Below are 2,303 nucleotides of genomic sequence, written 5' to 3' on the forward strand. Positions count from 1 at the left end.
GAGTTTAAGGGTGTAAATATGCTTGCAGACATTGGCAACGGCACAATGAATGTTATGTATATAAACGAGTGCAGACCGCTGGAAAAGAAATGCTTTACCGAGAAATACGGCACAAATCAATGTATTCTGCAAATCCGTGAGAATATTATGCGGCAGTTTGGGACAAAGGTTGACGATACAGTTATTGAGCGGTTTATCAGGACGGGTAAAGCGGATATAAGCGAGAAATATGCAAAGGTTATTCGAGATACCGTAACAGAGTATGTGAAAGGAATATTTCGCATACTTCGGGAACACGAATACGATTCCGAGCTTATGCGGCTGTATATCGTCGGCGGCGGTGGCTGTATGATAAAAAATTTCGGAGAATATGACACAAATAGAGTTATAATAAATACGGATATTTGTGCAACGGCAAAAGGCTACGAATATCTTGCCGAGCTTAAATTCCGAAGAAAAGGCGGTGCGGTATGAATAGAGAAATCGTAAATACAAATATTCGATTTAATCTTAACAATGCTGATGACATCAAAGCATACAACTATTTGCAAAATATGGACAGAAAAAAGTATAAATCATACACAAAAGTCGTTGTAATAGCTTTAATTGAACATTTTGAACGGCAACAAAGACTTGAAGCTGATTCATACCTTGAAACGAGAGAAAAAGAGGATATATTTTTACAAAAGGTACTTGATACCATAGAACAAGGACTAAAGACCGCCGGAAACATAAGCGGTCTTATACAGCTTTTATCTGCAAGCACAGTACAGCAACCACAAGTACAGCATAACATCGAAGAAGATACAGATGCTGCCCTGAACTTTGCGGATGGATTTTAACAGTAAATTTTATTAAAATACTGTTACGAAACAAGGTTTTGACAGAAAAACATACGGCAGTAACCACTACCTTTTAATCAAAAGTGCGGTTACTGCTATTTTTATGTTTTCTACTGTTAAACATAAAAATTCTAACAGAAAGAGGTATAAGAAATGACAGAAAACGAGAAAAAGCTGTTACAGGTACAGCACAGACTTGAAGAAGCACAGGCACGGGACAGAGCGAAAGAGAGAAACGCACGGACACGGCGGCTTATACAAGAGGGTGCTATTTTAGAGAAAGCGTTTCCTAAAGCTGTTAATATGGAGCTTGAAGATTTAAGCCAATATCTAAAAGAGAAGCTGGGGTAATATTTCAATGGAGCGTTCCGAGAAATCGGAGCGTTCCTCTTTTTTTATCCCGAAGGGTGCACTTACTCACCACTTGCCGTAGGCAAGCGGTGGTATGCTTCGGCTTATGCCTTTGCATCGTGCGCTCCTTTGGCGGAGGGCCAGCAGACAACGCAAAAATTGCATTGTCTGTAATGGTCGGCACATCTGCATTTTGCAGATAAATTGAAATAATAACATTATTCCAATTTGGTACAAGGTTGTACCACCGACCAAAGATAAAACCTATTTTATAGCTTTTATCTCAAATGTGCGTTATCTGCCTTGCAGCTTCCACCCACTTTCTTTTTTAGGAAAAGAAACAAAAACAGTCTGCACGGAGCAGACGGAAAGGAAAATCACTATGGCAATTTATCATTTGGAAGCAAAGGTCATTTCAAGAGGTGTCGGCAGAAGTGCCGTTGCAGCTTCCGCATATATGAGCTGTTCCAAAATTTTCAACGATTATGACGGAGTTCAGCACGATTACACAAGAAAGCACGGGCTTGTCTATGAGCAAGTTTTGCTACCGCCGCAAGCTCCGCCGGAGTGGAAAGACCGAAGCGTTTTATGGAATGCCGTTGAAGAAGCGGAAAAATCAAAGGACAGCAGACTTGCACGAGAATTTGTTGTTGCCTTACCTGTTGAGTTGAGCAAGGAACAAAATATATCGTTGCTGACCGAATATGTAAAGGATAGTTTTGTCGCAGACGGAATGTGTGCCGATTTTTGTATTCACGATACTGACGGACACAATCCACACGCACATATTATGCTGACCGTTCGACCGCTTGACAAAAACGGCAAATGGCAGAACAAAACCGAGAAAGAATATTTATGTATAAAAGACGGTGCAGAACAAGGTTTTACATCGGCGGAATTTAAGACGGCGCAGACTGATGGTTGGGAAAAGCAATATCAATATTTTGTCGGGAAAAAGAAAGTATATATGCCGCCATCGCAGGCAGAGGGATTGGAGCGTGTTTCAAAATATCCGAAAAGCACACGCTACGGCAGGCAAAACCCCATAACGGAGCGTTGGAACAGCGAGGAGCAGTTGCAAATATGGCGAAAAAACTGGGCGGATATTTC

Annotated in this window: 3 protein-coding genes and 1 pseudogene; all 4 read left to right on the forward strand. The window is 41.1% G+C overall.

Annotated features, from left to right (window positions below):
* Positions 1-474 (forward strand): annotated as a pseudogene (locus tag H8706_RS11895) (ParM/StbA family protein); the annotation flags it as partial.
* Positions 471-842, forward strand: coding sequence for an adenylate cyclase (locus H8706_RS11900; RefSeq protein WP_262432808.1), 372 nt, complete (start codon positions 471-473; stop codon positions 840-842). The pseudogene H8706_RS11895 and the gene H8706_RS11900, both read left to right, overlap by 4 nt.
* A 153-nt stretch (positions 843-995) precedes the next feature.
* The gene (locus H8706_RS11905) at positions 996-1,193 is read left to right on the forward strand and encodes a DUF3847 domain-containing protein (RefSeq protein WP_262432809.1); all 198 of its coding nucleotides are present in this window, start codon (positions 996-998) and stop codon (positions 1,191-1,193) included.
* Positions 1,194-1,575: 382 nt separating this feature from the next.
* A partial coding sequence (gene mobQ, locus H8706_RS11910) for a MobQ family relaxase (protein ID WP_262432810.1) occupies positions 1,576-2,303 on the forward strand: 728 nt, incomplete at its 3' end.

It is taken from the genome of Qingrenia yutianensis, from assembly GCF_014385105.1.
In the GTDB taxonomy this organism is placed as follows: domain Bacteria; phylum Bacillota; class Clostridia; order UMGS1810; family UMGS1810; genus Qingrenia; species Qingrenia yutianensis.

Bases quoted from the DNA above. Each gene is read 5' to 3' on its own strand.
- H8706_RS11900 (WP_262432808.1), top strand. From the start codon at position 471: ATGAATAGAGAAATCGTAAATACAAATATTCGATTTAATCTTAACAAT.
- H8706_RS11905 (WP_262432809.1), top strand. From the start codon at position 996: ATGACAGAAAACGAGAAAAAGCTGTTACAGGTACAGCACAGACTTGAA.